The following is a 24,540-nucleotide window of genomic DNA, read 5'->3' on the forward strand; positions in this document are numbered from 1 at the left end:
GCTATGCAAACCCCCACAAAGGAGATTTCGACCGATGGCAGGCCCCGTCCAGCAGGAAATGGAACAGCTCTTGACCGATGCATTCGCGCCCTCGCGGCTCGAGGTTATAAACGACAGCGCGAAGCACCACGGCCATGCAGGCGATGACGGCAGCGGAGAGTCGCATTTCACGATCGTGATCGAGGCTGCTGCCTTTGCCGACAAGTCGCGGCTCGAACGCCAGCGAATGGTCAACAGGGCGCTGGGCGACATCCCGGGAGAGCGCGTCCATGCTCTTGCCATCCAGGCCTCCGCACCGACGGCGTGAGGCCCGGCGATGGAACGGCTGGATTTCCATTCCAAACTTGCTGCCGGGGCCGACCAGGTCTGGAGTACCCTGGTCAGGATGAGTGGGATAGAACAGGAAATGCGGCCTCTGCTCAGGATGACTTCGCCGTCTACGATCGATGACCTGCGGGAAATCTCGCTAACCGACGGCAGGCCCTTGTTCACCAGCACCCTCCTGGCCTTCGGCGTGGTGCCCATTGGTCGCACCAAACTTCGCCTTTGCGAAATTTTGGAGAACGCGTCGGATGGGCACTATCGCTTCGTCGAAAACTCGGAAATGACCGGCATGCAGTCCTGGCGCCATGTGCGCGAGGTACGCCGCGCGCCACGCGGATGTCTCATCTCGGACTGGCTCGCTTTCGAGCCGATTGCAGCACCGGGCGTTGTGAAGCTGGCAGTCGGATGGTTTTTCCGCCATCGTCACCACAGGCTGAAGGAAATGTTCGGATGAGCCAGATCGATCTCACGCTGACCCCGACCACCCATGACCTCGGTCAGTTCGAGGTGCGCCGGGTCCTTCCCGCAAGGCAGCGCAGCATGGTGGGGCCATTCATTTTCGTCGACCAGTTCGGCCCGGCGCAGCTCGATCTGGGCAGCGGCATGGATGTGCGCCCGCATCCGCACATCAACCTCGCCACCGTCACCTGGTTGTTCGAAGGGGCAATCGACCATCGGGACAGCCTAGGCAGTTTTTCCACCATCCGGCCGGGGCAGGTGAACCTGATGACGGCCGGCAGGGGGATCGTACATTCGGAACGCTCGCCTGCGGCTGAACGCGAGGCTGGTCCGAAGCTCTACGGCATGCAGACCTGGCTCGCCCTGCCCGACGGCCGCGAGGAGATCGATCCGGCCTTCGAGGCGATCGACGACTTGCCGGTGATCGAGGATGGCCGCGCCAAAGCGGTGGTGATCATGGGGGAATTGTGGGGCGAGCGCGCGGCCACGACCACCTATGCCGACACCATCTATGCGGAGATCGTGCTCGAGGCTGGTGGCGCGATCCCGCTAGAAGACGAAGCGGACGAGCGGGCGATCATGCTACTCGGTGGCGAGGCCAGCGTCGATGGTCACAAGCTCGAGAAATTCCAGCTGAACGTGCTCCAGCCGGGCCGCGACATGACACTTGCGAGCACGAGCGGCGGGCGAGTTATGCTGCTGGGCGGGGAGGCCTTCGATACCAAGCGCCATGCCTGGTGGAACTTCGTCAGCTCCAGCCGCGAACGGATCGAGCAGGCCAAGGCCGACTGGCGCGAAGGGCGCTTTCCGGAGGTGCCGGGCGATAGCGAGGAACATATCCCGCTACCCGATGGCGCCCCCAAGACCGTGACCTATCCATGAAAGGAATGCGATGAGTTTCGAGGGCAAGACCGCGTGGATCACCGGGGCAAGCAGCGGTATCGGCGCAGCACTGGCACGCGAATGGGCAAGTCGCGGCGCCAGGATAATCCTGTCCGGTCGCGATGAAACCCGCCTCGCCGACGTCGCCGACAGTATCGCTACCGAAACGCTGGTGCTGCCCTTCGATGTGCGTGACGACGACGCGATGCAGAGCGCGACCGAGAAGGCCATCGCCTGGCACGGCGTCGACATTTTCGTGGCCAATGCCGGCATCTCGCAACGCAGCGCGGCGGTCGATACCGACATCAAGGTCTATCGCGACATCATCGACATCGATTTGACCGCCCAGATCGCCGCGACGCAGGCGCTCCTTCCGCATGTCACCGAACGTGGCAGCGGGCATCTGCTCTTCATCAGTTCGATCGCAGGCAAGGTCGGCGTGCCGATGCGAACCGCCTATTGCGCCGCCAAGTTCGGACTGGCCGGTTATGCCGATGCACTGCGCGCCGAGCTGTCGCAAAGCGATGTGCAGGTCCACGTTATCTACCCCGGTTCGGTCGCCACCGACGTCAGCCGCAACGCGCTGACTGCCACTGGGACCAAGCGCGGGCGTAGCGACAAGGTTATCGACGGCGGCATTCCCCCCGCGGAAGCGGCAGGGCGCATCATCGATGCCGTCGCTGCGGGTCAGCGCGAAGTCATAGTCGCCGAGGGAATGGAACAGGTCATGGGCGAAGCGCGGCGGACGCCCGACCAGCTCTTCGACCAGGTAGCGGCCATGGTCGCGTCGGGTTATATGGAGAAGATGAAGGCAGACGGGTGATGGACCAGAAACGGGTCAGCCTCGCCAATGGGATCGAGCTTGATGTCGTCGATGAAGGTCCGCGCGACGCGCCAGCTCTGATCTTTCTTCATGGCTTCCCTGAAAGCCACCGGACATGGCGCAACCAGATTCCCGTTTTCTCCGACCGCTATCGTTGCGTAGCCCCCGACCAGCGTGGGTATCGCGGATCATCAAAGCCGCAAGAGATCGATGCCTATACGCCCGACAAGCTGATCGGCGACGTCTTCGCGCTGGCCGATGCGCTAGGTATCGAGCGCTTCACCATCGTCGGCCACGACTGGGGCGGCGCGATTGCATGGGGTGTGGCCTACGCCGGCATGATGAACGGCCGCGTGACACGCGCTGCGATTGCCAATGCCCCGCATCCTGTGCTGTTTCCCAAACTGCTCTACACCAACCGCGCCCAGCGCGAGGCGAGCCAGTATTTCCTTACCTTCCGCGACCGTGCCAACGATCCGCTGATCCGCGAGCACGGTCTTGCGCCCGTGCTGATGAAGGCCTTTGAAGGCCGCGAGGTCGGCACTTCCATGGAGCCGGAAGAACAGGCTCGCCTGTTGCAGGACTGGTCCGATCCCGATGCGGCGATCGGCATGCTCAACTATTACCGCGCGAGCCCGATGGAGGTTCTGCCGCTCGACGCGCCTTACGAGCTTCCGGACGACTACCAGCCCTTCCCGCTACCTCGCCTCACCCTTCCGACGCTCGTAATCTGGGCGATGGACGATCAGGCGCTGCCGCCGGCAAATCTCGACGGGCTGGAGGAGGTCATCGAGAATCCCGAAGTGGTTCGCATCCCCGATTGCGGTCATTTCGTGCAATGGGAGGCGCCCGAAGCCTACAATGAGGCATTGGCCAGCTTCCTCGACCGAACCGACTAGCCAAGCCACTCCACCCATTCGCCATGGGCGTGGGCACTGGCGAGATGTACCGCCTCCTCGCCGCCGGGCCAGTATCGTACGCGCAATTCATGGGCGAAAGTTTCGCGGTTGGTTTCGAGGGCGATCCATGCCAGCGGTCGCTCCGTATCGGCCCTTCCCCCGGCCTCGGCCATCGCTGTCTCGATCCGCTCCTGCGTGAAGTCGGGCAGATATTGCCACATGATCGAGTGCATAAGCACGCGGGTGACGCCCTGCTCCTGGGGTTTGGCAAGCTCCTGTTCGACCCAGTCGCCGGCATCCATCCGCTCGATTTCCGGGGGCATGCGCTCGGCCAGGGCGATGGCGGCATCGATGCGCGCCATGCGCTGGAACGCCTCCGGCCAGACATAGCTCTTGAGGCGCAGCGCCTGTGCTTCGTCGGTCAGGTCGACCGGGGCAATGTCACTGCCGCGCGCGTAGATCAGCATCGGCTCGCTGTCCGGCGGCGGAGATCCGCGCCAGTCGGGTTCGATCTTCATGCGGCTCGCGGAAGGACCGACCGCAACGCCGCCCAGATTGTAGCGATAGCGGCCCATCATCGTGTTGATCCCCGCACTCGCGCCGATCTCCAGCACTTCGAATTGCGGCGCGACGCGGCCGTCTGCGAGCCAGAGCAGCGCCGCCATCAAGCTGGCCGAACGGCCCGCTTCGTTGGTCTGCGGCGGACCGTCGAGCCAGGGCATCAGGCGCGCATCGTAAGTCTCGACGATCTCGCGCACCAGCGCATCGACTTGCCCCTGATCTGCCATGCGTCCGGCGTAGACATCTTCCAGCCGCGGCTCTTCGCCGGTCAGCAGCAGATTGTGGATGCCGCCCGCAATCCGCAGCGGCATCGCGTCGCGCAGGCTCAGGCCCTGCCAGCCGTGGATGCGCCGCGCGGTTGCGACTTGGCTATCCTCCAGCGCCAGCAGTGCGCGAATGATCCGCGCGGTCCCGGGAGCCCCGTTTTTCTCCGCGTGCTCCGCCTGCCATGCAATGGCTTGCGGAACCGAAACCATATCCATGACCGCCTCGTCTGCCATTCGTGTTGCCCTTTGTCCCGTGGCTGCCTATCTGCGCGGCCATGAGCGACAGCCTGACTTTTGCCGTCCCCAAGGGACGGATTCTCGACGAGGCCCTGCCTGTCATGGCGCGCGCCGGCGTGGTGCCCGAAGAGGCGTTCCACGACAAGGCCAACCGCTCGCTCACCTTCGGCACGATGCGCGAAGACATGCGCCTGATCCGCGTGCGCGCGTTCGACGTGGCGACCTTCGTGGCCCACGGTGCAGCGCAGATGGGGATCGTCGGCTCCGACGTGATCGAGGAATTCGACTATGCCGACCTCTACGCGCCAGTCGATCTGGATATCGGACACTGTCATCTCGCGGTGGCCGAGCCGAAGGAAGGTGCGGCCAGCGTGGACGGTGCGAGCCACGTTCGCGTGGCGACCAAATACCCCAATCTCACCCGCCGGTACTTCGAACGGCAGGGCGTGCAGGCGGAGTGCGTCAAGCTGAATGGCGCGATGGAAATTGCCCCGTCGCTCGGCCTGTGCGGCCGGATCGTCGATCTCGTCTCCTCAGGCCAGACGCTCAAGGAGAATGGTCTGGTCGAAACCGGGCACATCATCGACATCACTGCGCGGCTGATCGTGAACCGTGCCGCGCTCAAGACCGATCCGCGGATCGCCGCGCTAGTCGAGGCCTTTCGCAGCGACGCCAGCGAGCGGAAGGCAGCCTGATGCAATTGCTCCGCACTTCCGATGCCGATTTCGAGGCGAAGTTCGACAAGGTCGTGCGCGACAGGCGCGAAAGCGACGCCAATGTCTCGCGCGATGTTGCGACCATTCTGAACGAGGTGAAGGAGCGCGGCGATACGGCGCTGGTGGACTACACCGCCCGCTTCGACCAGCACCGCCTGACCTCCGACAGCGACTGGCGCATTTCTGCCGAGGACTGCGAGGCCGCCTACGACGCGCTCGATGGCGAGCTGCGCGATGCGCTCGAACTCGCGGCCGATCGCATCCGCGCCTATCACGAAAGTCAGCTTCCAGAGGATCGCGATTACACCGACGATCTAGGCATGCGCCTCGGCGCGCGCTGGCTGCCGGTCGATGCCGCGGGGCTATATGTCCCCGGCGGGCGCGCGGCTTACCCGTCCTCGCTGCTCATGAACGCCGTCCCGGCCAAGGTCGCGGGGGTCGAGCGGCTCGTGATCGTCACGCCGACACCAAAGGGCCAAAGCAACGCCCTCGTTTTGGCCGCAGCGCATGTCGTGGGCGTCGATGAAATCTGGCGCGTCGGTGGCGCGCAGGCGGTTGGCGCGCTCGCCTATGGTACCGACCGGATCGCCAAGGTCGATGTCATCACCGGCCCCGGCAACGCCTGGGTCGCGGAAGCAAAGCGCCAGCTTTACGGTGTCGTCGGCATCGACATGGTCGCAGGACCCAGCGAAATCCTCGTCATTGCCGACAAGGACAATGATCCGGACTGGATTGCCGCAGACCTCTTGAGTCAGGCCGAACATGACCCGACCAGCCAATCGATCCTGATCACCGACGACGCGCCGCTGGCCGGGATGGTCCGCGACAGTATCGACCGCGCGCTTCTTTCCTTGCCCACCGGCAAGACCGCGCGCGCCAGCTGGGATGCGCACGGCCTGATCGTGATCGTCGACAGCCTCGACCAGGCCCCTGCCCTCGCCGATCGGCTCGCTGCCGAACATGCCGAATTGATGGTGGCCGACCCCCAGGCCATGTTCGACAAGTTGCGCCATGCCGGCAGCGTCTTCTTGGGCAAGCATACGCCCGAAGCGGTCGGCGATTATGTGGCCGGCCCAAACCACGTCCTTCCCACCGGGCGCCGTGCGCGCTTTGCGAGCGGGTTGTCGGTGCTCGATTTCATGAAGCGCACCAGCTTCATCGACGCCTCCGATGCGGCGCTGGCCGCCATTGGCCCCGCCGCCGTCAAGCTGGCCGAGGCCGAGGGCCTTCCCGCGCACGCCCTGTCCATTTCCGTGAGATTGAAATAATGAACCAGCCCAAGCGCAGCCAAGCCCGCAGCGCGGCCCGCCTGGGCGCCGTACAGGCGCTCTACCAACAGCAGATGGAGGGCACGAAGCTCGCCAAGCTGCTCGACGAATTTCACCAGCACCGCCTCGGCCGCGTGATCGAGGACGAGGAATATGCCGAGGCCGACGTCGATTTCTTCGACGACGTGGTGAGCGGTGTCGATGCGCGTCGCGAGGAAATCGACGAGAAGCTGACCGCGCGCCTCGCCGAAGGCTGGACGCTGGCGCGCCTTGACAAGACGATGCTCCAGATCCTGCGGGCCGGGACCTACGAGCTGCTCGCGCGACAGGACATCGGCAAGGCTGTGACGATCAGTGAATATGTCGATGTCGCCAAGGCCTTCTTCGACGATCGCGAAGCGAAATTCGTCAACGGCATCCTCGATGCGGTGGCCAAAGAGGCGGGGCGCTGAACGAAAGCGCCTTCGTCGCCGCGCTCAAGGCGTTGGCTGGCACACCCGCAGCGCGCGGCCTTGATGACGACGCAGCGGTTCTCGAACTGGGCAGCGAGACGCTTGTCCTCACCCACGATACGATCGTCGAAGGCGTTCATGTTCGCGAAGCCGACAATCTGGCCGACATTGCCTGGAAACTGGTCGCAGTGAACCTGTCCGACCTCGCGGCAAAGGGAGCCGAACCGGTCGGCGTCTTGGTGTCGCATATGCTTGGCGAAGATGACGACGGATTTATCGCCGGGCTCGAGGAAGTCCTGCAAACTTATAATGTGCCTCTGCTCGGCGGAGACACGGTTTCCGCAAAGGGCCGCCGCGTCTGGGGCTGCACGGCTATTGGCCGCGCGACCGCCACGCCGGTCCCCGACCGGCGCGGGGCCAGGCCCGGCGACGCGATCTTTGTGACCGGCACCATCGGGCAGGCGATGCTGGGCTTCGAAGGGGCCGCCAAATTTGCGCAAGCCTATCTCCGGCCAGAGCCTCTGCTGGCCGCAGGACAGGCCCTTGCCCCGCTGGTCAGTGCGATGATGGATGTCAGCGACGGCCTGCTCCTCGACGCCGACCGGATGGCGCGGGCGAGCAACACAACTTTTGCGCTCGCCGGGTCCAGTATTCCGGTCGCCGATGCCTCCCGCTTCGCCGACTGTATCCGGTGGGGCGACGACTACCAGCTCCTGTTCACCGCCGCGCCTGAAACGGACCTGCCTGTCGAGGCGACACGCATCGGCAGAGTCCACGAAAAATCGGGCCAGTCGCTGCTTCTCGATGGCACAAGTCCGGGCGAGAACCGACCGCTCGGCTACCAGCATTGAACCATTGCGCGACAAGCGGTCGATAAGCGCCAATTGCTGCGCTTTTCGGCCTTGTCACGCAAGACATGGCCCTTATACCCTCCCCTCACGGCCGCCCTCGTTTCCCGCGATGGGCGGCAAATGACATAAACATCGGGAGGGGAAATTTTTCGTGGACCTTGTTCTCATAGCAATCGTGCTGGGACTGCTCGCCGTCGTGTACGGCTTCGTCACCAGCCGCCAGGTGCTGAATTCCGGCGCCGGCACTGAAAAGATGCAGGAAATTGCCGGAGCAATTCAGGAGGGCGCCCAAGCCTACCTGCAGCGCCAGTACACCACCATCGGCATGGTCGGGGTGGTCGTCGCCGTTCTGGTATTCGTGTTTCTCGGCCTGATGCCGGCGATCGGCTTCGTTATCGGCGCGGTGCTGTCGGGCGTTGCCGGATTTATCGGGATGAACATCTCGGTGCGCGCCAATGTTCGCACCGCGGCTGCGGCACAAAGCGGCTTGCAGCAGGGGCTGACGCTGGCTTTCCGTGCAGGTGCGATCACCGGCATGCTCGTGGCAGGCCTCGCTCTGCTCTCGATCGCGGTCTTCTTCTGGTATCTCGTCGGTCCGGCAGGCTTCGCCGCCGATAGCGACGAAGTGGTCTATGGCCTCGTCGGTCTCGCCTTCGGTGCCTCGCTCATCTCGATCTTCGCGCGCTTGGGCGGCGGTATCTTCACCAAAGCTGCCGACGTTGGCGCCGACCTCGTCGGCAAGGTCGAGGCGGGCATCCCCGAAGACGATCCGCGCAACCCGGCCGTGATCGCGGACAATGTGGGCGATAATGTCGGCGATTGCGCCGGCATGGCTGCCGATTTGTTCGAAACCTATGTAGTCACTGTGGGCGTCACTATGGTGCTTACCGCACTGCTGTTCAGCGATGTGCTGGGCGACCTGCTGCTGCCGATGATGGCGCTTCCGCTGCTGATCGGCGGTGCCTGCATCGTCACCAGCATCATCGGGACCTATTTCGTAAAGCTCAGCAAGGGCGGCACGAATGTAATGGGCGCGATGTACAAGGGCTTCATCGTCTCGGCAGTGCTCGCAATTCCGCTCATCTACTTCGTCATAAGCTATGCGCTGGGCGGCATGGGCACGGAAATCGGCGGCGCAGTGGCCGGCATCGACCCGGGGGCACCGCTGGCCGAGGAAGGAACGGCGGAGCAGGTAACGTCCTTCACCGGCATGGACCTGTTCTGGTGCTCCCTCATCGGCCTGGCTATAACCGGCCTGATCATCTGGATCACCGAGTATTACACAGGCACCAACTATCGCCCGGTGCGCTCGATCGCCAAGAGCTCGGAAACGGGCCATGGCACCAATGTAATCCAGGGCCTTGCCATCAGCCTTGAATCGACCGCGCTTCCGACGATCGTGATCGTGGCGGGCATCATCGCCACCTTCCAGCTCGCAGGTCTTATGGGCATCGCCTATGCAGCCACCGCCATGCTGGCGCTGGCGGGCATGGTCGTGGCGCTCGACGCATATGGTCCGGTCACGGACAATGCGGGCGGTATCGCCGAAATGGCCGGTCTCGACGACAGCGTTCGCGAGAAGACCGACATGCTCGACGCCGTGGGCAACACCACCAAGGCCGTGACCAAGGGTTATGCGATCGGTTCGGCGGGCCTCGGCGCGCTCGTGCTGTTTGCCGCCTACACGACCGATCTGGCGAAGCTGTTCCCGGATGCTGATGTCGATTTCAGCCTCGAGAACCCCTATGTCATCGTTGGTCTGCTCCTGGGTGCACTGCTCCCCTACCTATTTGGTGCGATGGGCATGACCGCCGTGGGCCGCGCCGCTGGTGACGTGGTGGTCGACGTGCGTGAGCAGTTCGCCAACGACAAGGGCATCATGGCCGGTACCAGCAAGCCGAACTATGCTCGCACGGTGGACCTCGTGACGAAGGCCGCAATCAAGGAAATGATCCTTCCTTCGATGCTACCCCTGCTGGCACCGATCGTGGTCTACTTCGCGATCCTGTTCCTTGCAGGCCAGGAGAACGCCTTTGCCGCCGTCGGGGCACTGCTCCTCGGCGTGATCATCGGCGGTATCTTCGTGGCCCTGTCCATGACCGCAGGTGGCGGCGCATGGGACAATGCGAAGAAGTACATCGAAGACGGCAATCACGGCGGCAAGGGCTCCGAGGCCCACAAGGCTGCCGTGACCGGCGACACGGTCGGCGATCCCTACAAGGACACTGCCGGCCCGGCCGTAAACCCGATGATCAAGATCACCAATATCGTCGCTCTGCTGCTGCTCGCAGCTCTCGCAGCAGGCTGATCGCCTCCAACCTTCGTGGGAAAAGACCCCGTCCGGAGCGATCCGGGCGGGGTTTTTTGTTTCTCGGACACGGTCATTGCCCCGGGATGGAACGCCGCGTTTCGAAGAGTGAAAATTAATCTTCCCGATGGTATGCCAAGCAATCTTGGACAAGCGGTCGCACGCATGTCGAAGGGGCAACAGGGATGAATCGCTTTAATCTGGCTCGGGCCGATGAACGGCAGGTCTTGCCGCATTCGCCAGGCTCTGCCTTGGCCGAAGGGTTTCATTATTGCAGCTGGAGAAGCATCGATATCGGAGCGATCGAGCCGTCCTGGCTGGCGCTCGCCCATAGGGCATCAACTCCCAATGCCTTTTTCGAGATGGGATTCCTGCTCCCGTCCCTCGCAATTTTTGATCCGGAAGGCTCTGTAACGCTCGCTCTGTTGGTCGACGAGGGCGAGCTGCGTGGTCTGATGCCTTTGATCGACCGCGAAAGCTACCATGGCCGAGCCACGCCGCATCGATCGAGCTGGCTGCACGCCAACATGTTCTGCGGAGCGCCGCTGATCGAGAAGGGCTATGAGGAAGCGTTCTGGTCCGCCTTCCTGCTCGCGACGGATCGCAATCCGGGCACCGCCTGGTTCCTCAATCTTCCCCAGATGCCGCTTCATTGCGCCGCCACGCGCGTATTGCGAAAGACCTGTCGCCGAGAGGGTCGACCGCTGCAGATCGTCCATCGCCACTTTCGCGCCATTCTCAACACCGGCACCACGCCACAGGACTACCTGTCGCAGGCGATGCCCGCCAAGAGCCGCAAGGAATTGCGACGACAGCGCAGACGGCTGGAAGAGCTCGGCGCTGTCGAGATCGTTCGCACGAGGTCCTGCACAGGGCTGGTCCGCTGGATCGATGATTTTCTCGTGCTCGAAGCGAAGGGCTGGAAGGGTGCAGGCGGCTCCTCACTCGCCTCAGACACGCACACGGCGGCGCTATTCCTTGCCGCGATGCGAAGGATAGCGGAGGAAGGACGGCTCGAGCGTCTGACGCTCACGCTCGACGGACGGCCTATCGCGATGCTTGCAACCCTTCTCGCACCGCCGGGCAGCTTCGCCTTCAAGACTGCCTTCGATGAGGATTACGCGCGCTTTTCCCCGGGAATGCAGCTGCAAGTCGAGAATCTCGCTTTGCTGGAGGATCATGCGCTCGAGTGGTGCGATAGCTGTGCCGCGCAGGGGCATCCCATGATCGAGCGTATCTGGAGCGAGCGCCACGAGGTCGTCTCCCTCAGCATCGCCGTGGGCAGAGGCTGGCGTCGCTGGGTCGGTGCACTCTGGGCGCGAGCGGAGGCATGGCGGATGGAGCGCCGGCAGTGACGCTGCAAGCTCCCCTCCGGCACCGGCACCAGGCGCTCGAAGTGTTCCCCTCACTATCGAGGACGCAGTTCGCTGCCGCCTATCCGGAAGCGCCGCATCGCCTCGCACACCGGCTCGAGCAGGATCATCGGCTGACCCTCGACGCGCTGGCCCAGCTTGCGGGCCAGCTGCCTGCCGCCAGTATCGAGTACAATCGCGGCGACGTGCCGATTGGCGTTGCAGGCAAGCCCGGCGGCACCGGCATGGGCATCGAGGAGACCATCCGCCACATCGCCACCAGCAACAGTTGGGCGGTGCTCAAGAACATCGAGCAGGTGCCCGCCTATCGCACTCTCCTGCTCGACCTGCTGGAGGAGCTGCGCCCGGCGATCGAGGCCAGGACCGGCGCAATGCTGACGCCGCAGGCCTATGTGTTCATCTCCAGCCCCGACGCCGTCACTCCCTATCACTACGACCCGGAGCACAACATCCTGCTCCAGCTGGTGGGCTCCAAGACCATGACCCAGTTTCCAGCCGGGAACCCCCGTTTCGCGCCCGACACCTGCCACGAGAGCTACCACCTTGGCGGCGCACGCGAACTGCCGTGGTCCGGCGACCTGCTTACTGGCGGCACCCCCTTCACGCTTCAACCCGGCGAGGCGGTCTATGTCCCCGTCATGGCCCCGCATTTCGTCCGCAACGGACCGGCGAGCTCGATCTCGCTCTCCATCACCTGGCGCAGCGCCTGGAGCTATGCCGAGGCGGAGGCACGTTGCTTCAACGCCGCGCTGCGCCGCATCGGCCTCAGCCCCCGCGCGCCCGGCCGCTGGCCCGCCGCCAACCGCGCCAAGGCGACCGGCTGGCGCATCATCCGCCGCTTGACGCGAGCGTAAGGTCCACGCAAAGCCGCGCGGGTGAGCGACACCAAGACCCCCGAGCAACTCGTCGCAGGCCTCGTCCGCCTGCTCACCGTCACCCGCGATGGCGAGGACGCGTTTAGCGCCCCGCAGCAGCCCGGCGGCGTTGGCCGCGTATTCGGCGGCCAGGTCATCGCCCAGGCGCTGCAGGCCGCGCAGGCCACCGCCCCCGAGGGATTGGAGGCCCACTCGCTGCACGCCTATTTCCTGCGCGGCGGCAAGGAAGGCGTCGACATCGCCTATGCCACCGCGCGCGACTTCGACGGGCGCAGCTTCGCCAACCGCCGCGTGGTCGCCACGCAAGAAGGCAAGCCGATCCTCAATCTCACCGCCAGCTTCCAGCGGCCCGAGGACGGCCTCTCCCACGACGACACCACCATGCCCGACGTGCTGCCGCCGGAAGAGCTCAAGCCCGACATGGAGCAGCGCCGCGCGATGGTGGAGCGGATGGGCGACCGCATGAGCGAGGACCAGCGCAAGTTCGTCCTGCGCCCGCGCCCGATCGACATGCGCACCAACGACAAGCTGCACTGGATGAACAGCGAGCCGCGCCCGCCGCGCGCGCACAGCTGGTTCCGCACGGTCGCGCCGCTGCCTGACGACGCCGCGCTTCACCGCGCGGTGATCGCCTATGCCAGCGACTACACCCTGCTCGGCACCAGCGCCCTGCCCCATGGCCTATCCTGGATGCGCGGCGAGCTTGTCGGCGCCAGCCTCGACCACGCGATCTGGTTCCACCGCCCGGCGCGCGCCGACGAATGGCTCCTCTACGCCACCGACGCCCCGTGGAGCGGATCGGGCCGCGGTTACAACCGCGGCCGCATCTTCAACCGCGCCGGCGAGCTGGTCGCCAGCGTGGCGCAGGAAGGGATGATGCGGAAGCGCGTCAAGAAGACCTAGCCCGCCAGACCCCATGTAGGACAATTGTTGGACCGCCCGAGGGCGAGCACCCCGACATGGACCGCATGTTACACAGTCTAGGGCGTAAAAACCTCAGGGTGCGCGAAAGGCGTGCCGACGATGGAAAGAGCGGCGCGGGGATAGCAGCGGGTGGAGATGTAGGAAAACCAGTTCGCTAACGACAGGACGCTCTCATGCGCATGTCCGTGTTTGAGCCGGAAACCGACCGTCCGCTCTTGGCCTCGCCCTCGGCAATATGGACATCCACGGGCCTATAAGTCGGTGCGAGACGTTACCATTACATGACCATGCACTTTACGCGCGCAGGGCGCGGAAAACCCCTTCTCCTTGTCCACGGACTAGGGGCTACTTCCGGCTCGTGGGACACGATCGTGCCTGCGCTTTCTCAAGTCAGGGAGGTGATCGCCATAGACCTACCCGGCCATGGGAAGACACGCGAAGAGGCCGACAGCGGCACGTTCGAAGGTCTCGCGCGCAGTCTGGACGAATGGCTTGGCGCGGAGAATTTCACAGGTGTTGATATGGTTGGCAGCTCGCTGGGTGCGCGCCTAGTACTCGAGATGGCGCGGCGCGGCCGAGCGGGCGCGGTTGTCGCACTGGACCCGGGCGGCTTCTGGCAGGGGTGGGAGCGGACCTTCTTCAAGACCACCATAACGCCTTCGGTTGCACTGGTTCGCGCACTGCGACCGGCGCTTTCTGCCATCACCGGGAATGTCGCAGGCCGGACCGCGCTCATGGCCCAGCTTTCTGCAAGGCCGTGGGCGCTCGACGGGGCATTCGTCGCACGTGAACTGAAGTCATTGGCGAATACGCGCACCGTCAATTCGCTTGTGAAGGACCTCGCCAACGGCGCAATGCAGGAGGGCCCTGCGAAAACGGCTGCGCCCGTTGTCATCGGCTGGGGACGGAAGGATCGGTTGTGTCTACCGCAGCAGGCGGATCGCGCGATCAAAGCCTTCCCTGAAGCGACTATGCACTGGTTCGAGCGTAGCGGACACTTCCCGATGTGGGATCAGCCAGAGGAGACGGTTCGCGTGATTCTGGATGCAACGAGCATTTCGGAATCAAAATAATACTGCAACTGGGCGATTAGCAAAACGAGGGCCTTTGAAGGGGCGGCCCCATTGTAGGGCCCTTTCTGGGGCCGTTGGCGGAAATTCAGCCTTGCGCGCACAGGGTGTCACAAGAAGACTCTTTAGCATCGTCCCGTTGCGAGCGATCATTCCGTTCGCCAGAGCGAAGAAATGCCTATCCAATTCATCGAAACTGAAGACCTCGCGAATGCATTTCGAGGCAGAGCCGGCGGCGCTGGGATAATCGGGATCGACGGCTGGACGGGCGTCGGCAAAACGACACTGGCAAGAAGCTTAGGGAGAGAGCTGAGCGGTGCCTTCTATGATCTGGATGATGCACTGACGCGTGATCGGAACGCGTACGTGTCGGCTCTCCAGCTATCCAAGAATTCAAAAGCTTTAAGGGAGTAACGCCTTCCGCTCTTCGTCGCCGGAATATGTCTGCTTGAAGCCTTTGCAGGAATTGGATCGCAGCCCGATATTCACGTCTATCTAAAGCGCATGACGACATGGGGGTGGGCCGACGAAGACGAAATAGCAGGCGCCGAGTTCGAGATACCTGGATCACGCGGTGAAGCTATCCGCCACGAATTACGCCTTTATCACCAAAAATGGCAGCCGCATCTGCAGGCCGACTATGAATTCCATCGAGGCGACTAGCTGGGTTAGATGTCTCAGTCTTGCGAGAAATTGCTAGAAGCCGACGTTCCGCTAACGACCCTGATTGCGGACATTGGACGGCAGGCCTAAGTCCTGCGGATGGAAAAGCCTGAATACCGAGGGATGACGCTAAACGAGCGGCTATTTGCGGCAGACCTCTTGAGTGATTTCGATGCAGCCTTGGTAGGCGGTGACGCGGAGAAATTGAAGCACCTGTTAGTGCAAGTCGATGCAGACCCAAGCCTTGCAAACGCTCTCTTGAACGAAGGTTACGATTGCTGGTTTTGCGGCAAGGGCTTAGACCGCGAAAGTAACGACGCACTGCGTATCGTGATTGGGAACTTGTGGGAAATCGACACCGACAGCCCCGCTCAAGAAATCTAATCGCATTTCGCTTGCGCCGCTGAACACATGGCGGGAGCGAAAATGACATTGGAAAGAGAAACATTCGCGCCGGACGACAGTGAAGGATAAGCGTCAGCTTTCCACCCATAATCGGACATTCGAAATGCTCATTACCGAAGCAAAGCTGCCGGTCCGCTTTCAGGCATCCGCAGGGAATGGCTGAACGTCCGGAATGAGGGCGCGAAGCAGACGTTTTTTAAACATCCCGAAAATTCAGCTTCTCGACTTCCCCCCCCCTTCGCACCTGCACAAAAAACCACAAGCCAAACGCGTCGCTTTGCGCTATGGGGCCCGCACTACCCGCGCGCCCAGAGCCGTGCCCCATGCACCGCAGCGCCGTACAACACACGAGATTCCATGTCCTTCGAAACCCTTCCGCCGGTCATCGGCGATGCGCTCGCCGCACGCGGCTATGATGCGCCCACCTCCGTCCAGGCTGCCGTTATCGAACCGCAGGCCAAGGGCCGCGACCTCATCGTTTCGGCGCAGACCGGCAGCGGCAAGACGGTCGCCTTCGGCCTCGCACTGGCAGACGAGCTGCTGGCCGAGCTCGGCGGTACGCCGCTCGCCGAAAAGCCCCTCGCCCTCGTCATCGCGCCCACGCGCGAACTGGCGCTGCAGGTCAGCCGCGAGCTCGGCTGGCTCTATGCGGGCGCCGGCCTGCGCATCGCGACCTGCGTCGGCGGGATGGATGCGAGCAAGGAGCGGCGAAACTTGCGCGGCGGCCCGGCGATCGTCGTCGGCACGCCAGGGCGCCTGCGCGACCATATCGAACGCGGGGCGCTGGACCTCTCCGGCCTGATCGGCGTGGTGCTCGACGAGGCGGACGAGATGCTCGACATGGGCTTTCGCGAGGACCTGGAAGAGATCCTCGACGCGACGCCTGATGCGCGCCGCACGCTGCTGTTCTCCGCCACTATGCCCCGCCCGATCGAGCGGCTGGCCGAACGCTACCAGCGCGATGCGCTGCGCCTCAGCCTCGTCGGCGAAGACCGCGGGCATGGCGACATCGCCTATCAGGCGATCACCGTCGGCCCGTCGGAGATCGAGAATGCCGTGGTGAACCTGCTGCGCTTCCACGAGGCGGAGACGGCCATCGCCTTCTGCGCCACGCGCGAGAGCGTGCGGCGACTCCACGCGACCTTGCAGAACCGCGGCTTCGGCGTGGTAGCGCTGTCGGGCGAGCATTCGCAGAGCGAGCGCAATGCGGCATTGCAGGCCTTGCGCGATGGCCGCGCGCGCGTGTGCGTGGCGACCGACGTTGCGGCACGCGGGATCGACCTGCCGTCGCTGAGCCTCGTGATCCATGTCGAGATCCCGCGCGATGCGGAAACGCTCCAGCACCGCTCGGGCCGTACCGGGCGCGCTGGGCGCAAGGGGACCGCGGCCATCGTGGTGCCCTACAACCGCCGTCGCCGGGTCGAAGGCATGCTGCGCGGTGCCGGGATCGATGCGCAGTGGATGGATGCGCCGACTCCGCAGGCCATCCGCAAGAAGGACCGCACGCGCCTGATCGAGGCGATCACCGAACCCCGCGAGTTCGAGGATGACGACCGCGAGCTAGCCGCCGACATCATGAGCCGCATGACGCCCGAGGACATTGCCGCCGCGCTGGTCCATGCGCATCGCGCGGAAATGCCGGTGCCCGAGGAACTGCTCGCCAACACCCCCGAAGCGCGCGAGAAGGCCAAGGCCGAGAAGCACCGCCCCGGCTTCGAGGATGTGGTGTGGTTCAAGATGGACATCGGCCGCCGCCACAATGCGGAGCCGCGCTGGATCCTCCCGCTGATTTGCCGCCGCGGCCACATCACCCGCAACGAGATCGGCGCCATCCGCATCGGCCAGCACGAAAGCTGGTTCCAGGTGCCGCGCGCCGTCGCAGGCAAGTTCGCCGACGCCGTGGCGCGCACCGCCTCGCCCGACGACGAGCAGGACGCCATCGCCATTGTCGAATCGCCTGAGGGTCCGCGCATCGAGGCGCGCCAGAACCGCAAGCATGGCGGGGCGAAGGTCCACGCCCGACCTTTCGGCAAAGGCGGCAACGGCGGGCCCGGCAAGCGTCCCGCCGGCAAACCGCCCTTCAAGAATGGCAAACCCGGTGGCGACAAGCCCTTCGCAGGCAAGCGCAAAGCCGGGAAGGCGAAGACTCCTCGTTGACCTAGTGCGTCATCAGCAGCGGTATCTCCACCTCCGCCAACATGGTGTGGGTGGTACCGCCGAAGATGCGCTCGGCAAGGCGCGTGCGGCCATAGGCTCCCATCACCACCAGCCCTGCCTTGCGCGCCTCGGCGGCCTTGCGCAGGGCCTCGGCCACACCGCCTTTCTCGGCGTTTAGCTCCACCATCTCGCAAGCGATGCCGTGGCGCGAGAGATAGTCCGCGCCGCCGACGGGCGGCAGGTCCGGCAGGGAATCCTTCGGCTTGCGCTTCGTTTCCTCCTTCACCGTGACGAGATACACCGCGCTCGCGTGGCGCAGGAACGGCACGGCCGCCTTCAACGCATGACTCGCTTCCGCAGAGCCGTCCCACGCGACCAGGGCGGGCGCATCCAAGGCGAAACGCGTGCATCCGGTCGGCAGGACCAGCACCGGGCAATCGGCCGTCACCGCCAGCTCTCCGGCGGTGAAACTCGCGCCGCGGACCGTGCCGCGGTTTTCCTGCGCGCTGACGATGACGAGATCGTGCAGCGAGGATTCGTGCAGCAGGGCGAGAGCGTTGGGCCCCGCGGCCTCCACCCAGTTCCACGAGACACCCTCGTTCGATAAATCTTCCAGCGTTGTGTCGCGCAGCTTGGCCGCCTGCTCGCGCCAGACCGGGACCATGGCGGCGAAGGCCGCGCCATAGGGATCGATCGCGCCCGCCGCCTCGTAGGGAATGGCATGCAGCAGCGTGAGATGCGCATCGAAGGCGCGCGCGATATCGAGGACCGCGTCGAGGCGACCGGAAAAGCCGTCGTCGCCGCTGGCGTTGAACAGGATGGATTTCATGGGGCGTCTCCTCCACCGGTGGTTGCTGGGGCAACGCTATACACTATCCGCCCCGCGGTCCTTGATCTGGCGCAAATCCGGCGCGCGGAACCGTCTGGTCTGCAGATGGATTGATCTGCCATGGCAGAGAGCAAAAGCAGCGAACCCGTCATCACGGTGACGAAAGACGGACCTTACGAGATCAAGGGCCGCGTGCCTTTCATCGAACAGAGCATCGCTGTGAACGAGGCCGGGGAATCGCTCGCATGGCAGACCACCGGCGAGTTCGATAGCAAGGACACAATGTATCTGTGCCGCTGTGGCAAGAGCGGTAACAAGCCCTTCTGCGACAACAGCCACGAGCGCGAGGGCTTCGACGGCAAGGAGGTCGCCGACCGAGCGCCCTTTGCCGAACAGGCCGAGGTGCTGGACGGCCCGCGCTTCAAGCTGATGGACCAGGAGGACCTGTGCGCCCTCGCCCGCTTTTGCGACACGCACCAGACCGTATGGGACGAGGTCGAGAAGACCGACGATCCGGAAGTCGCTGCAATCTTCCTCGACCAGATCAAGAACTGCGTTTCCGGCCGCCTCGTCGCCATCGACACGCAGACCGGCGAGCCGGTCGACGCGCCCCGCCCGATGCGGATCAGCACCACGCAAGACCCTGCCGAGGAATGCTCCGGCCCGCTCTATATCGAAGGCGGCATCCGCGTCCTGAGCGCCGACGGCGAAGAATACGAACGGCGCGCCCGCATGGCGCTGTGCCGTTGCGGTCAGAGCGGCAACAAGCCCTTCTGCGACGGCACTCACACCAAGATCGGATGGAGCGACGGCAACCCTGCCTGAGATGTAACCCTGCCTGAGATGTAACCCCGCTTGAGATCGGGCAAATTGGAACAGGCGCGCATGCCGCCCATTGCCTCAGTATGGACATCCAACGCGAGCAGCGGAAATTCCGCAATAGCAAGCCGTCGCGCCTCGGCAGGGGTATCGAGCGGCTCACCCACCCGCTGGGAAAGACACTCGCCGATCTGGTGCCCAAGCGCATGGTCGAGATGCTTCTGAAGGGTCTCGACAGGGCCGTCGATGCGCCACAGCTGGTCCGTTTCGATCACGATCCCAGAAACATGGATGAGGCCCATCGCGCCGCCAGGAAGGTTACCCGCGCGGCGCGGAGTGTCAGCGCAACGACCGGTGCGGCCGCGGGCTTCGGCGGTGCGCTGTCGATGAGTGCGGATATTCCCGCGACCATTGGTATTGCGCTGCGCGTCATCCGCGACACCGGTCGCGCTTATGGCTTCGACGGCGATGGACCGGCTGAAAAGCTGTTCCGCCTGCAGATCCTCGAGCTTGCCGCGCTGAACGATCCGGAAGAGCGCACTCGCCGCATCGCCGAGCTGGAGGCAGGCATCGGCGAGGACGGCGCGCTGATCCATGCCGACCATGACCGCATCACCCCGATCGTCGATCAGGTGGTCGAGCGCATCAGCCGCGCACTGGCCTTCGCCTCGGTCCGCAGCCGGATGGGCATGGTCGTCCCGCTGGTCGGCTCGGTGGTTGGCGGGGTCGTCAATTCCTCGTTCCAGAACGATGTCGGCAAGGCCGCGCGCTTCGCCTTTCAGACCCGCCGCCTTCGCGCGGACGAGCATGTGATCGAGAGCTGACCCCTCGGGCGGTTTCGCTCACCCACCCGCGTGATAAAAATCGTAGATCTTCTGGGCGACCGCCTCGCTGATGCCGGGCGCGCGTTTCAGGTCGTCTAGCGCCGCCGCCCGCACCTTCCCAGCCGTGCCGAAATGCAGCAGCAACGCACGTTTGCGGCTGGGGCCGATGCCGGGGATTTCGTCCAGCGGGCTGGCAGTGATGGCGCGGCTGCGCTTGGCGCGGTGGGCGCCGATGGCATAGCGGTGGACTTCGTCGCGCAGGGTCTGGAGATAGAATAGCAGCGGCGAATTGACCGGCAGCGTCTTCTCGCGACCGTCGGGAAAGTGGAACACCTCGCGCCCTTCGCGGCCGTGGTGCGGACCCTTGGCGATGGCGATCAGCGGAAGGTCCTCGATCCCCATTTCCGCCAGCGTATCGCGCACGCTCGACATCTGGCCCTTGCCGCCGTCGATCAGGACGAGGTCGGGCCAGACGGTCTCGTGGCTGTTTTTCTTGCCTTCGTCGCCATCCGGGTTCTCGGCGAGATTGCGGAAGCGGCGGCTCATCACCTCGCGCATCATGCCGAAATCGTCGTTGGTCTGCGCGGTCTTGATGTTGAACTTGCGGTACTGGCCTTTCTCGAACCCTTCCGGCCCGGCGACGACCATCGCACCCAGCGCCTTGTCGCCCTGGATATGGCTGTTGTCGTAGACCTCGATGCGCTGCGGCACGTCCTCCAGCTCGAGGAATTCGGCCAGCTCGCGCTGGATTTTCGCCTTGGCACCGCTCTCGGCCTGTCGCCGCTCCAGCGCCTCCACCGCATTGCGTTGCGCCTGTTGCATCAGCTTGCGCCGCGTGCCGCGCTGGGGGATGGAGATGGCGACGGCGTGCCCCGCCTTCTCGCAAAGCGCCTCGGCGATCAGCTCCTGCTCGGGCAATTCGCGATCGACGAGTATCGTCTTCGGCGGCGGAACTTCCTCGTAGAATTGCAGCAACACATCGGCGAGCACCTCTGCCTCCTCCACATCGCCCGTATTGCGCGGGAAGATCGCGCGATGGCCCCAGTTCTGGCCGCCGCGGATGAAGAAGGCCTGCACGCCCATCTGCCCGCCCTTGGCGGCCAGCGCGAAGACGTCTGCATCGCCGACGCCGCTGGCGTTGATTGCCTGCGACCCTTGGATGAAAGTCGCAGCGCGCAGCCGGTCGCGCAGGATGGCGGCTGTTTCGAAGTCGAGATCCTCCGCCGCCTTCGCCATCTTCTTTTCGAGGTCGGATTGCACCGCGCTGGACTTGCCGCCGAGGAAGTCCTTCGCCTCGCGCACCAGCGAAGCATAGCCCGCCTCGTCGATCCGGCCCACGCAGGGCGCGGAGCAGCGCTTGATCTGGTAGAGCAGGCAGGGACGGTCGCGATTGTTGAAGAAGCTATCGGTGCAGCTCCTCAACAGGAACAGCTTCTGCAGCGCATTCAGCGTTTTGTTCACGCTGCCCGCGCTGGCGAAGGGGCCGTAGTAATTGCCCTTGGCCCGCCGCGCGCCGCGATGCTTCTGGATGCGCGGATAGGCATGATCGGCGCGCAGCAGGATGAAGGGGAAGCTCTTGTCGTCGCGCAGTAGCACATTGAACGGCGGGCGGTAGCGCTTGATCAGCTGCGCTTCCAGCAGCAGCGCTTCTGCCTCCGAATTGGTGACCACGATCTCCATCCGGCGGCACTGGCTGACCATGCGCTGGAGGCGGTTGGTGAGCGCCTTTACCTGCGTGTAATTGGCAACCCGCGCCTTGAGGCTGCGGGCCTTGCCGACATAGAGCACGTCGCCCCGCGCATCGAGCATGCGATAGACGCCGGGGCGGGGTTTCAGCGTCTTTACCGTCTCGCGGATCGCGGTGAGGCCGGCCTCCAGATCGGGCTGCGCGCTGGCGACGGTATAGGTCGCGCGTTCCTCGTGGAAACGCTCCTTGCCTCTCGGGTCGTGGGGGGAACCGGCTTTCGTGCGCGACATGGGTCGCAGATAGTGCGCGCACTCCGCTTGTGCAAAGCCGCGTTTCGCGCCATCCCCACCCGCCATGGACGGGACACATATCACGCCGCCGCGCACGGTCGGCTTTTGGGGGACAGCGCTGTTCCCGCTTAACGGGATGATCGGGGCCGGCATCTTCGCCCTTCCCGCCGTGCTGGTGGCGGCGGTCGGCAATTTCGCGCCGTGGATGATGCTGGTGGGCGGCGTGCTCTTCCTGCCGCTGGCGCTGTGCTATGCCTGGATGAGCGCCCGGTTCGAACATAGCGGCGGTTCGGTGCTCTATGGCGAGGCGGCATTCGGGCGCTTCGTGGGCTTCCAGGCCGGCTGGGCACGCTATGTCAGTGCGATCGTGACCGCGGCGGCTAACATGCATGTGATGGTCGCCTATCTCGCCGTGCTGTTCCCAGCGCTCGAAGGGCCGGTGGCAGCACCTATCGCAGTGGCGGTCGGGCTGGCGCTGATCACCATCATCAACCTCTACGGCATGCGCGCTTCCGTCGGGACGCTGGGTGTCATGACCGCGATCAAGCTGGTGCCGCTGGCCGCGTTGGTCGTCTCGGCTTTCTTCGCCGGAGGCGAGCTGGGCGCTGTCTCGCTGCCCGAGTTCAGCCAGGTCGAGACGGTGATCCTGCTTACCTTCTACGCCTTCATCGGCTTCGAGGGCGTCATCGAGGCGGCGGGCGAATTCAAGAACCCCAAGCGCGACGTGCCGCTGTCGATCGTCACCATGGTGAGCGGGGTGACGCTGATCTACATGGCGGTGATCTGGGCCTTCATCCTGATCGGACCGGAATTTGCGGGCGAGAACAATGCGCTGGCCGGATCGGCGGAGGCCGCGATGGGCCAGATCGGTTCGCTCGCCATCGTGATCGCGGCCAGCTTCAGCATCGGGGCGAACAATTTTGCCAGCGGCGTCGCCCAGCCGCGGCTGATGTACGGCATGGCGCGGCGCGGCATGCTCCCGAAGTGGTTCGAATATGTTCACCCGCGTTTCCTGACGCCGTTCAACGCGATCCTGTTCTATGGGGTGGCGGCCATCCTGTTCGGGCTGTGGGAGGGCTTCACCGTCCTCGCCGTGGCCGGCACGCTGATCCGGCTGGTGACCTATATCGTGACCAGCTGCGCCCTGCCCGTGCTGGAGCATCGCGAGGGGCGGATCGTGCCACTGCACCTCGCCTGCGTGATCTTCGCGGTCGGCAGCTCGCTATTCATTGCCAGCCAGACCGCGCTGCAGGCGTGGCTGGTCTTGGGCGGTATCCTGGTGGTTGGCACGGTGCTGTATTTCGTCGCCGCGCGGCAGCAGCCGGACTACGCGCTCGACGAGGCCTGACGTGGCGGAACGCTCCGATGCGATCGTGCTGGGCGCAGGGGCCGCCGGGCTGATGTGCGCGGCTTGCGCCGGACAGCGGGGCAAGCGCGTGCTGGTGCTCGAACGCGCGGAGAAGCCGGGGAAGAAGATCCTCATCTCCGGCGGCGGGCGGTGCAATTTCACCAATATCGGCGCGGGTCCGGCGAACTACCTTTCGCAAAACCCGCACTTCGCGAAGAGCGCGCTGGCGCGGTATACGGCGCGCGATTTCCTCGAATTGGTCGAGAGTTACGGCATCGCCTGGCACGAAAAGACGCTGGGCCAGCTATTCTGCGACGGGTCGGCAAAGCAAATCGTAGAAATGTTGCTGGAGGAATGCGCGAGGGGCGGAGTGGACGTGCGATGCGGCGAGGAGGTCGCATCGGTCGAGCATGATGGCGAGTTCACCGTCACTACGCAGAACGCGACCTACGAGGCCAAGACCCTGATCATTGCCACCGGAGGGCCGTCGATCCCGAAGATGGGTGCAACCGGTTTTGCCTACGACCTCGCCCGCCAATTCGGCCTCAAGTTGGTCGAGCCGCGCCCTGCCCTCGTCCCGCTCACGCTCGGCGGCGAAGAGGTGCTGTTTCGCGAGATCTCGGGCGTCTCCGCGCCGGTCGTCGCCAGCGCGGGCAAGGCCAGCTTCCCCGAAGCGGCGCTGTTCACCCACCGCGGCCTGTCCGGCCCGTCGATCCTGCAGGCCAGCAGTTACTGGTCGCCGGGCGAGCCGGTGGTCGTGAACTTCCTGCCCGGCCACGCCGATGGCTGGCTGCTCGAGGCCAAGCGCGAAACGCCGCGCGCCACGCTCAAATCGCTGCTGCGCGAAGCGCTCCCCGACCGGCTGGCCGACATTCTCGCCTACAAACTGGCCATATCGACCGAACTGGGCAATGCGCCCGACAAGGCGCTGCGCACCGCGGAAGAGCGGTTGCGCCGCTGGGCCTTCCGCCCCAACGGTACGGAGGGCTTCGCCAAGGCCGAGGTCACGGTTGGCGGCATCTCGACCTCCGAACTGTCCAGCAAGACCATGGAAGCAAAGCGAATTCCCGGCCTCTATGCCATCGGCGAAGCGGTCGACGTGACCGGCTGGCTCGGCGGCTACAACTTCCAGTGGGCCTGGGCGAGCGGCGTCGCGGCGGGGGAGGCGCTCTGACCCGGCGCCGTTGGGGGAGCCGTTAGGGAAGGCGTTGACGGGCGCGGCAAGTTGAC

23 protein-coding genes are annotated in these 24,540 nt (G+C 64.6%); 20 read left to right on the forward strand and 3 right to left on the reverse strand.

Features of this window, described 5'->3' with window-relative positions; genetic code table 11:
• Positions 1-34: 34 nt before the first annotated feature.
• The 5 genes from P8Q88_RS11485 to P8Q88_RS11505 are packed head-to-tail and all read left to right on the forward strand — an operon-like array spanning position 35 to position 3,387.
• Positions 35-307: a BolA family protein gene (locus tag P8Q88_RS11485; RefSeq protein ID WP_278323972.1), complete on the forward strand. Its 273-nt coding sequence runs from the start codon at positions 35-37 to the stop codon at positions 305-307.
• Between the two features lie 9 nt (positions 308-316).
• Positions 317-778: an Rv1443c family protein gene (locus tag P8Q88_RS11490; RefSeq protein ID WP_278323973.1), complete on the forward strand. Its 462-nt coding sequence runs from the start codon at positions 317-319 to the stop codon at positions 776-778.
• Positions 775-1,665 (forward strand): pirin family protein, encoded by an 891-nt coding sequence (locus P8Q88_RS11495; RefSeq protein ID WP_278323974.1) that lies wholly within the window; start codon positions 775-777, stop codon positions 1,663-1,665. The genes P8Q88_RS11490 and P8Q88_RS11495 overlap by 4 nt, the downstream gene beginning before the upstream one ends.
• Positions 1,666-1,675: 10 nt before the next feature.
• Positions 1,676-2,488, forward strand: a complete 813-nt coding sequence (locus P8Q88_RS11500; protein ID WP_278323975.1) for an SDR family NAD(P)-dependent oxidoreductase — start codon at positions 1,676-1,678, stop codon at positions 2,486-2,488.
• A complete protein-coding gene (locus P8Q88_RS11505) occupies positions 2,488-3,387 on the forward strand; it encodes an alpha/beta fold hydrolase (RefSeq protein WP_278323976.1) in 900 nt (299 codons plus the stop codon). The genes P8Q88_RS11500 and P8Q88_RS11505 overlap by 1 nt, the downstream gene beginning before the upstream one ends.
• Here the strand turns inward: P8Q88_RS11505 and P8Q88_RS11510 are convergent.
• On the reverse strand, positions 3,384-4,448 hold the full coding sequence (locus tag P8Q88_RS11510; RefSeq protein WP_278323977.1) for a DUF2332 domain-containing protein: 1,065 nt from the start codon (positions 4,446-4,448) through the stop codon (positions 3,384-3,386). The two genes, P8Q88_RS11505 and P8Q88_RS11510, sit on opposite strands and share 4 nt — an antisense overlap.
• 41 nt (positions 4,449-4,489) lie before the next feature.
• On the opposite strand from P8Q88_RS11510, the gene hisG reads away from it, so the two are divergent.
• The 11 genes from hisG to P8Q88_RS11565 all read left to right on the forward strand — a co-directional run bounded on the left by hisG (position 4,490) and on the right by P8Q88_RS11565 (position 17,513).
• Positions 4,490-5,146 (forward strand): ATP phosphoribosyltransferase, encoded by a 657-nt coding sequence (hisG, locus tag P8Q88_RS11515; protein WP_278323978.1) that lies wholly within the window; start codon positions 4,490-4,492, stop codon positions 5,144-5,146.
• The gene (gene hisD, locus P8Q88_RS11520; RefSeq protein WP_278323979.1) at positions 5,146-6,435 is read left to right on the forward strand and encodes a histidinol dehydrogenase; all 1,290 of its coding nucleotides are present in this window, start codon (positions 5,146-5,148) and stop codon (positions 6,433-6,435) included. The genes hisG and hisD overlap by 1 nt, the downstream gene beginning before the upstream one ends.
• Complete coding sequence (gene nusB, locus P8Q88_RS11525) at positions 6,435-6,887, forward strand: transcription antitermination factor NusB (protein ID WP_278323980.1); 453 nt, start codon at positions 6,435-6,437, stop codon at positions 6,885-6,887. The genes hisD and nusB overlap by 1 nt, the downstream gene beginning before the upstream one ends.
• A 32-nt stretch (positions 6,888-6,919) precedes the next feature.
• Complete coding sequence (gene thiL / locus P8Q88_RS11530) at positions 6,920-7,738, forward strand: thiamine-phosphate kinase (RefSeq protein ID WP_278323981.1); 819 nt, start codon at positions 6,920-6,922, stop codon at positions 7,736-7,738.
• A 151-nt stretch (positions 7,739-7,889) separates the two neighbouring features.
• Complete coding sequence (locus tag P8Q88_RS11535; protein ID WP_278323982.1) at positions 7,890-10,046, forward strand: sodium-translocating pyrophosphatase; 2,157 nt, start codon at positions 7,890-7,892, stop codon at positions 10,044-10,046.
• A gap of 185 nt (positions 10,047-10,231) precedes the next feature.
• Positions 10,232-11,401 carry a GNAT family N-acetyltransferase gene (locus P8Q88_RS11540; protein ID WP_278323983.1) on the forward strand — a complete coding sequence of 390 codons (1,170 nt, stop codon included), beginning with the start codon at positions 10,232-10,234 and terminating at the stop codon, positions 11,399-11,401.
• Positions 11,377-12,273, forward strand: coding sequence for a cupin domain-containing protein (locus tag P8Q88_RS11545; protein WP_278323984.1), 897 nt, complete (start codon positions 11,377-11,379; stop codon positions 12,271-12,273). Before P8Q88_RS11540 ends, P8Q88_RS11545 begins: the two co-directional genes overlap by 25 nt.
• Positions 12,274-12,294: 21 nt before the next feature.
• A complete protein-coding gene (locus P8Q88_RS11550; RefSeq protein ID WP_278323985.1) occupies positions 12,295-13,197 on the forward strand; it encodes an acyl-CoA thioesterase in 903 nt (300 codons plus the stop codon).
• Positions 13,198-13,505: 308 nt separating this feature from the next.
• Complete coding sequence (locus P8Q88_RS11555; RefSeq protein ID WP_278324484.1) at positions 13,506-14,291, forward strand: alpha/beta fold hydrolase; 786 nt, start codon at positions 13,506-13,508, stop codon at positions 14,289-14,291.
• Positions 14,292-15,050: 759 nt separating this feature from the next.
• The gene (locus P8Q88_RS11560; protein ID WP_278323986.1) at positions 15,051-15,335 is read left to right on the forward strand and encodes a hypothetical protein; all 285 of its coding nucleotides are present in this window, start codon (positions 15,051-15,053) and stop codon (positions 15,333-15,335) included.
• Positions 15,336-15,713: 378 nt separating this feature from the next.
• Positions 15,714-17,513, forward strand: coding sequence for a DEAD/DEAH box helicase (locus P8Q88_RS11565; protein ID WP_278323987.1), 1,800 nt, complete (start codon positions 15,714-15,716; stop codon positions 17,511-17,513).
• A gap of 1 nt (position 17,514) precedes the next feature.
• On the opposite strand, the gene P8Q88_RS11570 is transcribed toward P8Q88_RS11565, so the two are convergent.
• Complete coding sequence (locus P8Q88_RS11570) at positions 17,515-18,342, reverse strand: universal stress protein (RefSeq protein WP_278323988.1); 828 nt, start codon at positions 18,340-18,342, stop codon at positions 17,515-17,517.
• A 120-nt stretch (positions 18,343-18,462) separates the two neighbouring features.
• Here P8Q88_RS11570 and P8Q88_RS11575 point away from each other — a divergent pair, with 120 nt between their 5' ends.
• Positions 18,463-19,167, forward strand: a complete 705-nt coding sequence (locus tag P8Q88_RS11575; protein WP_278323989.1) for a CDGSH iron-sulfur domain-containing protein — start codon at positions 18,463-18,465, stop codon at positions 19,165-19,167.
• Positions 19,168-19,247: 80 nt separating this feature from the next.
• The gene (locus P8Q88_RS11580) at positions 19,248-19,985 is read left to right on the forward strand and encodes an EcsC family protein (RefSeq protein ID WP_278323990.1); all 738 of its coding nucleotides are present in this window, start codon (positions 19,248-19,250) and stop codon (positions 19,983-19,985) included.
• 18 nt (positions 19,986-20,003) lie between these two features.
• Here the strand turns inward: P8Q88_RS11580 and uvrC are convergent, their stop codons facing one another.
• Complete coding sequence (gene uvrC / locus P8Q88_RS11585) at positions 20,004-21,962, reverse strand: excinuclease ABC subunit UvrC (protein WP_278323991.1); 1,959 nt, start codon at positions 21,960-21,962, stop codon at positions 20,004-20,006.
• A 64-nt stretch (positions 21,963-22,026) separates the two neighbouring features.
• Between uvrC and P8Q88_RS11590 the strand changes: the two genes are divergently transcribed.
• Together P8Q88_RS11590 and P8Q88_RS11595 are read left to right on the forward strand one after the other, a co-directional pair.
• On the forward strand, positions 22,027-23,310 hold the full coding sequence (locus P8Q88_RS11590) for an APC family permease (RefSeq protein ID WP_278323992.1): 1,284 nt from the start codon (positions 22,027-22,029) through the stop codon (positions 23,308-23,310).
• A gap of 52 nt (positions 23,311-23,362) precedes the next feature.
• Complete coding sequence (locus P8Q88_RS11595) at positions 23,363-24,484, forward strand: BaiN/RdsA family NAD(P)/FAD-dependent oxidoreductase (protein ID WP_446532569.1); 1,122 nt, start codon at positions 23,363-23,365, stop codon at positions 24,482-24,484.
• Positions 24,485-24,540 lie beyond the last annotated feature (56 nt).

Origin of the sequence: Qipengyuania marincola, assembly GCF_029688625.1 — a bacterium.
Lineage (GTDB): Bacteria > Pseudomonadota > Alphaproteobacteria > Sphingomonadales > Sphingomonadaceae > Qipengyuania.